We start from the raw sequence: 7,083 nt of genomic DNA on the forward strand, positions 1-7,083 counted from the left end.
CAGCTTCCTGCTCTTTAATCATCCCGATTATCTGTTCGTCTGAAAACCGTGAGCGTTTCATTGTCCATCTCCTACCAAGGATTGAACTCTACCAAAATCTGGAGGAGTTTGCGGGGCTCACGTCAAACTTTAAGAAAATGGTTGAGGTGAAGAAAGTGATCGATGGACAGGATAATTTCGGTATAAATGCCCCTCATCAGTCAGGTCCTTTCCTTCACTCAATGGCGAATTTTTCATCAATATTTGAAAGGGTACTGGCGGGCCTTTGTCCTCAGGCGTACTGCGAAATTGGAGTAGAGGGACAAATTCTGTCTCGAAAAATCATTGAGATGGCGCGCATCCATTCAAGTAAGGTCTATGGTATTGACCCTACTATTGATAATAAACAGGATTATGAAAACTATATTTTCATTCAAAAACCATCCCATAAAGGATTAAGTGATGTCACATTATGTGATGTTTATTTTGTGGATGGAGATCACAATTATTATACAGTAAAAGGAGAATTAGATCTTATAAAAAAAATACCATCTTCTTCTTCTGATTTTCCTTTAATTTTTCTTCATGATGTAGGGTGGCCACAAGATCGACGAGATTCATATTATCTACCATCTTATGTACCTGAGGAATCTCGGCAAGCATCCATTTCAGGTCTTGGGGTTGACCCTGAAATTTCAGGTTTAACTAAGTTTGGGCTTGCTTCTGGTGATCCTAATTATGTTTTTGCAGATGCGCGTGGCGGAGTTAAAAATGGTGTTTTGACTGCTGTTGAAGATTTTATAATTGAAAATCCTGAATGGTCATATTTAAATATACCAGGTATATTTGGTTTATGTATTTTGTATAAACAAGATATTTGCGAAGATATTCTCAATAGAATATCAGATTTATCTTCTGCTGTTACTTGGTTAGGTGAAATAATATCTATATTAGAATATAATAGGCTGAAAAACTTATGTGAAACCTATCGTACGCATCACCATTTTTCATTGACAACAAATAGTTTGAATAAACAAATTTTACATGGTGCTGAACTTGAAAAGAAAAATGTTGTAGCGGTGAAAGAAAAAGACAGAAAAGATTCTTTAATAAAGGAACTTCAATTAAAGCAATCTCTTCTCAATCAGGAAATTGCCGAAGCGCATCGTGAAAGCTATAATGCAAGAAGAATAGCTGTTGAAGCGAATAATAAGGCAGAAAAATTGCTTGCAGATAATCTATTGATATCTAGTAGCTGGAGTTATCTTATCGGTAAGATAATTACTTTTCCGGCTCGTCAATTTAAGAAAATTTTTAACTGAGTGTGAATGAGAATGATGAAAGATCAGGAACAGTTTTTCAATGAAATTATTTCTTCTTCTAACGTTGAGATAATTAGCTTTGATTTTTTTGACACTTTGTTTTTTAGGCCTTGTTTTGAGCCTGCAGATCTTTTTTATATTGTTGGAATGCGCGGTAATGAAGTGTTCGGCCTAAACAATTTCGCAGATATCAGGGCCAATGCTGAAAATGAAATAATTACTTTAAATAGCAATTCTGGCCCTTATCGCAATCTGCATACCCTTGAGGAGATTTATTGCCAAATTGCGCGAGCACACAATCTTGATCAAAAAAAATGCTCCGAACTCTGTAAGTTTGAGCTTGAACTTGAACATAAAACATTGTTACCACGAAATGATGTTAAGAGGCTCTATGAGAAAGCGATATTACTAAAAAAGAAAGTTATTGTTGTTTCTGATACATACTTTCCTAAGTCTTTTTTACACGATCTTCTTCAAAAGAAAGGGTTTGAAGGGGTGTCGGATATTTATGTGTCAAATGAATGCGACGCAAGGAAAGACTTGGGTGATTTATATGTCCATGTCCTACGAAGTGAGAAGATTGATCCTTCTAGGGTTGTTCACATTGGGGACAATTTTCACTCGGATGTTGAAATGGCAATGGCTTCCGGCATTGTCGGGTTGCACTATCCTTGTGTAAGTGAATACGTCTTTGCTGCGCCAGACAGTCAATGGAAGCGTGCACTAGCAGATTCTAAGCACTTAGACCCTGCAGCTCGCTTACTTTTAGGGCTGGCTATTAACTACTGGTTTACCAATAATACCGCTCAACACGGGACATCTTTGTTCGAGAATGATTTGTCTTTGTTTGGGTTTGTCGGATTGGGACCGCTTCTTTTCTATATCGCAAATGAATTATCTCAGTCAAATAAGATTCAAAACAATTACCCTAATATTTGCTTTGCATCACGCGATGGTTATCTACCAATGCGGTCTTATAATTTACTGACGACCGGGGAAGATAAAATCCCATCACGATATGTATATTGTGGCCGAGCAGCCTACGATATTCATCGATATAAGGGAGACCCCGCAGCTTTTTTATCGGAAAAAATGTTCCGAATGGAAGGGTATACTCTTCGCAGTCTTCTGCATTATGTTTTTGAGGACAAAAATATTGATATTTATGATGCCTTTTTAAAAGAGTTAAGTGAAGAAGAGCTGAATTCGCCATACTTAGATAATAAAACAGCCATTAAGCGTGTTTGTGTAAAGTATGACGCTCAATTGCGTCGTTTTTTTGAGAATGAGTATACATTGGCTACCCAATATTACTCTGATAAAATTGATTGCAATAGTGATAATCGCGCAATTATATTCGATGTTGGATATGGAGGGTCTGTTTCTCGTGCCATTGGAGCATTAACAGGGAAAAATATTGATAAAATTTATCTAAGTGAGAACGATGAGAATAAAAAATCAGACCAAATTTATGGAACAACAACTCACGTTTTATTAAAAGACGTAGAAGAAGTTTTACATTATGTGCCTGGTATTTTTGTTTTCTTTGAGGAGCTATTTTCCCCTGTTGAGGCTGCCTGTATAGGCTTTGTTGATGATGGAGGAATTCAGCCATTATTAAAATCGAACGAGTTTTTTTCAAACAAGATGCATGAAGACTTGACTAAGATCCAGTGCGCTACACTGGACTTTGTTAAAATTGCTAAAGAGATTTTAGGGCCGTATGCGCACTATCTTAAGATTAAAGAAAAGCAACATCTGCTTCAGTTAATGCAATATGCATTTGGCCAATCTGTTGAGTGCGAAGAGAAAATTTTTTCCAACATATCTTTTGCAGATGCGTATTTTTTGAATGAAGACCGTTCACTTTCCACAAAAATAGTTCACTATCAAGAATTTGGAAATCTTCCACATCCAAGTGGATTTGTTGAGCCATCAAATATTATCATCACTGACAATCAGCCTAATATAAAAAATTTGAAAATAGGTATCCACATTTATGTCAACAGCTATAAATTCATACAACAAATATTAGTCCCTATTTATAATAATAATAATAAATTTGATTTATTCATTACTACAAATGACATTAAAGTTAAAAAACTTATTGAAACTTTTGTAGATTCGTTGAATTTATCCAAGATGCGGCGAGTAACTATATCTTTTTCTACAGGAGGAAACAGCATAAGTTCTTGGATCGCCAATACCACTAGTCATGGAAGCGATTATGACCTTTTGTGTCATTTAGGTGCGGTCAACCCTGATCCTCATGTTACAATGTCGTCAGCCTGGATTCAGCATTTAATAGACGGTTCATTATCCCCTTCTGCATTTACTGAGATTGTGTCTTGTTTTACGAACGACAATAAACTTGGTCTGGTTTTTCCAACAGCATATCAAGAAGCTTTTGATGCAATAAAAATGGCACCTGGAGGTATAATTCCATTTGAAGTCCGTAAAGAAATGGATCGTATTTTGGCTGGGATGAAGTTTCATACAGGCTATAAACGCAGTGATTTCTTTTTCCCTGTAGGCGATGTATTTTGGTATCGTCCAAAAGCTGTACATCCTTTAGTATTTTGGGCAAATGAACAAAATGAGTTGCCTGAAAAGACGGCAGCGGCAATCAAGCGTCTATTAGTTCTCGTGAGTTCTGTGCAAGAAACATTTGCTCGAACATTTGTTCCTAGTGAACTATTATTGGGTCGTTTTGTAAAGCAGAATGAAGAAATTAGCTCCTTAACTGCGCAGCTAACTCATGTACGTGATCAGTTAAATATCATTAATAGTTCCCGATCTTTACGCGTGGCACGTGCTGGGGCTAAAATTTATAAAAAGTTACTCCCTGAAGGCACAATACATCGCAAACTAACAGATTATTCACTGCGCAAGACTTTATCTCTGGCTCGGCAGGGACGCGGATATTTAAATACCCCAAAGGGTGAAATTACAAAATCTATTTCCCGAAGAATTTGTTCGGCAATAACCAGAAAAAGAAAAACTTTTTCCGTAAAATCAAAAATATCCCAGCTAAATACTGCGAAGTATGACCGTCCAGTTTTTTCAGTTGTAATCCCGATTTATAATCGGACTTGGCAGCTTGAAGTCGCAATAGAGAGCATCTTAAATCAATCCTTCAAAAATTTTGAATTAATTCTTGTTTGTGATGGGTCACCAGACGATACAATTGAAATTGTAGATCGTTATTCTCAGCACCCACAGGTCAGGGTTCATAAATATGAGGATAATAGTGGAAATGCATGCCGTGGACGCAACACCGGCATTAAGCTTGCGCGTGGTGAATACATAGCATTTATGGATAGTGATGATATTTCGGCACCTAATCGTTTGAAAGATACGCTTTTTCATTTTCTATATAACGATGCCGACATGGTTTATGGGTCTGTCGAAATAATTTCGGATGGTAAGCGAATAATTGAAGGCATCAGTGACGGTCAATTCCGCAAATCTTTTACATTACCTCTTCAAAAAATGACGGAAGTTAACCCTGCGTGGACATCAACAGTTTCAGTTCGTCTGGATATTTTAAACCGTTTTGGGGCTTTCCGAAATGAGATGCGATATAGAGAAGATCATGAGCTTTGGCTTCGATTAGCATATAACGGATGCAAACTATATGCCGCAGAAGAAATGTTAGCTTATTATCGTTTTCATGAGAATAATGCTGAGTTAATTTTTAAAGATCAAGACGCACATTGGAAAAGGTTGATGCTTGATGTCTATCAAAAACCTTACGAGGAATAAGAGTTGAAAAACCCCTTTATAATTATTTTAAAAACTTGTCGAATTTTCTACTACGAAGGAATTCATGGCCTCTTGATCAGGGTCAGAGGCCGCCTCATTCGAAAAACGGCAATTACTGACTCGACCGTAACTCGTGATTCCGAGCGTAAAGTTTGGGAAAAATCAATTTTAAACGGCCTAGAAGCCACAAAAATGGTTGTTCTTGATGATTTTCAGACAGTCGATGAAAAGCTAGATCATAACAGCTCAAATCTTACATTGCTTATGTTGGTACCTCCACCTGAGAGAGGTTCTGGTGGGCGCATGACAATGGCAAGAATTCTAAAGAAACTCACAGAATCCGGTATTAAATGCTACGTTGCGTTTTATCCTGAGGTTCCTGATCATAATTTTAAAAAGTATGAGCATGAATGGATGGATGAGTTTGATTTCGCACCCAATGAATGTTCGATTTTAAAATACGCTGAGGCGACAGAACGCTCTTTTGATATTGCGGTTGCTACATTCTGGCCCAGTGCGTATGCCATAAAATATCAAATCAAAGCTCGCTCTAAAGGATATCTTGTTCAAGACTTTGAACCATATTTTTACCCACCGGGCAGCCACTATGCATTTTCTGAAGACAGCTATAGACTCGGATTGTGGGGTCTTTGCGCTTCCCCATGGCTAGCGAAGAAGCTCTCACAAGAATATAAAATGCAAACAGTAGGTTTCGAGTTAGGGGTTGACAAGCGCGAATACCATCAATTGTCTGATGTTAAGAGAGATAAAAAATTAGTTATTGCTTACATTCGTCAACATACTGAACGACGCGGCTATGAGCTCGTTATGTGGTCGCTTAAGAAGATTAAGGAACAGGTGCCTGATGTCCGCATTGAGGTATTCGGAGATCCCCATCTTCCGATTGGTGATTTTTTATGGATCGATAAAAATCACGGAATTTTGAGTCACGAGGAGTTGTGCAAACTATATAATTACGCTTCCGTGGGTATTGTAACGTCCTTTACAAATTACTCATTGATACCGAATGAGATGATATCCTGTGGCTGTGCAGTTGTTGACCTAGATACTGAGTGTATGAAATCTGTTTTTCCTGATGCAGCTATTAGTTTGGCGCACCCCACCCCCAAAAGTATTGCGGATGCAGTAAAAAAACTATTGCATGATAATTCCTTACATGAATCCCAAGTTCTGGCGGGGCTTAAATATATTGAAAAAGTTGACTGGGAGAGAAGTTTAGAAAAAATTAATATTGCAGTTCGAAATTTTTCAAAAATTGATGCTGTATAGTTTTTGTTGCGCAATGCTACTGCTGCCATTTCAAGAAAGCGGATATAACTCTATTATATGGTCTTTTCCAATTTTATAGATGAGATCACTGTCTAGAATGGCACGGAAGTCATGCTGTAAACTAACCTCAGGCGTGGGCTCACAGCAACGTTTTTACATAATCATAAATGAGCTTCATATTGTATGATAAAAAAATCACTATTCTCTTAGCAACTTATAATGGTGCTGCATTCCTTGAGGAACAACTCAGCTCTTTTGCCAATCAATCATGGAAAAATATAGATTTAATTGTCAGCGATGATGGCTCATCAGATAACACTCTTGAGATAATCGATACATGGAAAAAGTCTTGGAGTAAGGGTTCTTTTGAAATCATACAAGGACCAAGGGCAGGACATGCAGAGAATTTTCGCTATCTAATACAAGCAGTGAGCGATAAAAAAACATACGTAGCTTTTAGCGATCAAGATGATATTTGGCATAGAGATAAACTTGAGGTCGCAATGAATAAGCTCATATCTATGGGTGAGGACACTCCAGTTATGTACTGCGGTCGAACTCGCTTGGTTGATGTCGATGGAAATCCGACAGGACTGTCACTGACGTGAGCCCCGCAAACTCCTCCAGATTTTGGTAGAGTTCAATCCTTGGTAGGAGATGGACAATGAAACGCTCACGGTTTTCAGACGAACAGATAATCGGGATGATTAAAGAGCAGGAAGCTGGA

The 7,083-nt window shown here is 37.8% G+C and carries 4 protein-coding genes; all 4 read left to right on the forward strand.

Annotated features, from left to right (window positions below; translation table 11 throughout):
- A partial coding sequence (locus ABDZ76_RS17275) for a hypothetical protein (RefSeq protein WP_343808526.1) occupies positions 1-1,301 on the forward strand: 1,301 nt, incomplete at its 5' end.
- 12 nt (positions 1,302-1,313) lie between these two features.
- Positions 1,314-5,066: a glycosyltransferase gene (locus ABDZ76_RS17280; RefSeq protein WP_343808529.1), complete on the forward strand. Its 3,753-nt coding sequence runs from the start codon at positions 1,314-1,316 to the stop codon at positions 5,064-5,066.
- 3 nt (positions 5,067-5,069) lie between these two features.
- Positions 5,070-6,356 (forward strand): rhamnosyltransferase WsaF family glycosyltransferase, encoded by a 1,287-nt coding sequence (locus tag ABDZ76_RS17285; RefSeq protein WP_343808532.1) that lies wholly within the window; start codon positions 5,070-5,072, stop codon positions 6,354-6,356.
- Between the two features lie 179 nt (positions 6,357-6,535).
- On the forward strand, positions 6,536-6,964 hold the full coding sequence (locus ABDZ76_RS17290; protein ID WP_343808535.1) for a glycosyltransferase: 429 nt from the start codon (positions 6,536-6,538) through the stop codon (positions 6,962-6,964).
- Positions 6,965-7,083 lie beyond the last annotated feature (119 nt).

Origin of the sequence: Paenochrobactrum glaciei (assembly GCF_039522165.1) — a bacterium.
Taxonomy (GTDB): Bacteria; Pseudomonadota; Alphaproteobacteria; order Rhizobiales; family Rhizobiaceae; genus Paenochrobactrum; species Paenochrobactrum glaciei.